Origin of the sequence: Brachyspira pilosicoli, assembly GCF_019402445.1 — a bacterium.
Classification (GTDB): domain Bacteria; phylum Spirochaetota; class Brachyspiria; order Brachyspirales; family Brachyspiraceae; genus Brachyspira; species Brachyspira pilosicoli_B.
In genome coordinates this window covers 1-1,281 of sequence record NZ_SRZM01000411.1, presented here as the reverse complement: position 1 = coordinate 1,281, position 1,281 = coordinate 1, and the positions used below count along the sequence as shown (strand labels likewise).

At 28.3% G+C, this 1,281-nt stretch carries 1 protein-coding gene and 1 pseudogene; both read left to right on the top strand.

The annotated features are described in order from the left end of the window. Positions 1-178 precede the first annotated feature (178 nt). Positions 179-922: a tRNA pseudouridine(38-40) synthase TruA gene (gene truA / locus E6A48_RS11485; protein WP_219710445.1), complete on the top strand. Its 744-nt coding sequence runs from the start codon at positions 179-181 to the stop codon at positions 920-922. A gap of 43 nt (positions 923-965) precedes the next feature. Further along, a pseudogene (locus E6A48_RS11480) lies at positions 966-1,281 on the top strand (3-deoxy-7-phosphoheptulonate synthase); the annotation flags it as partial.

The following is a 1,281-nucleotide window of genomic DNA, read 5'->3' as shown; positions in this document are numbered from 1 at the left end:
TTATAAAATATTTTATAAAGCTATAGCTAATATTTATTTTAAAATTCTTATATTGTTATATTAAAATTATTTTTTATCTTTATTAAAAATAGTAAATAAATTTCAATTTTTATAATTTGACTTAATTTATTATTATAGTATGATTATTCAAATATAATTTTTACTAGTATGAATAATAATGACGAATATAAAAATAACTATACAATATGACGGAACAGATTTTTTTGGCTGGCAGATACAGCCTAATTTGAGAACGGTTCAGGGAGAAATTTACAAAGCGGTTCAAAAAATATATTCAAAAAAAAGCACTATATATGGATGCGGACGTACTGATGCTGGTGTGCATGCTTTGGGGCAGGTGGCTAATTTTAGAGTTGAAAAAATGCTCGTGCCTATAGAAAGAGTGACTAGGGCTTTAAACTCTGCTCTTCCTAAAGACATAAGAATAATTAAATCTGAAGTTGTAGATGATAGTTTTAATGCTAGGGCTTCTGCTACTTTTAGAGAATATATATATGTAGTTCAAAACAGTGATATATCAGTTCCTTTTTATGAGAGATATTCTTGGTTTTACAGAAAGAACATCATAAATGAAAAACTTATAAATGAATATGCTAAATATCTTATAGGAGAGCATAATTTTACATCTTTTTGCTCTACTGAAGATGAGAATGATTCTAAGTTTAGGTATATTGAGAGGGTGAGAGCCATAAGAAAAAAAGATACTATATATTTTATTATAAGGGGCAATGCTTTTTTGCATAATATGGTTCGTATTATAGTTGGTACATTGGTAGAGGGGCAAAGAAAGAATATGCCTGTTAATTTTATAGAAGAGATACTAAAAAAAGAGGACAGAACTCTTGCATTTGTTACTGCTCCCGCTCATGGACTTTATTTTAGAAGGGCTTTTTTTAAATAGAAAATATATATAAATAATATTATTTTTTTAAGGAGATTTTATTATGATAGTAGTAATGAAACCAAATGCCAAAGAAGAGCATGTAGAAAGTATTATAGAAAGATTAAAAAATGCAGGTTTAGGAATACATAAAAGTGTTGGTGTGGATTATACAGTAATAGGAATGGTTGGCGATACTTCAAAGATAGATAGAGATTTAATAGCATCTTTACCTGGAGTATCAAAAGTTTTAAAAGTACAAGAGCCATTCAAAAGAGCGAATAGGGTATTTAAAAAAGAAGATACTATAGTAGATGTAAGCGGAGTAAAAATAGGAGGAGAGAAACCTATAATAATAGCAGGACCTTGTTCTGTAGAAA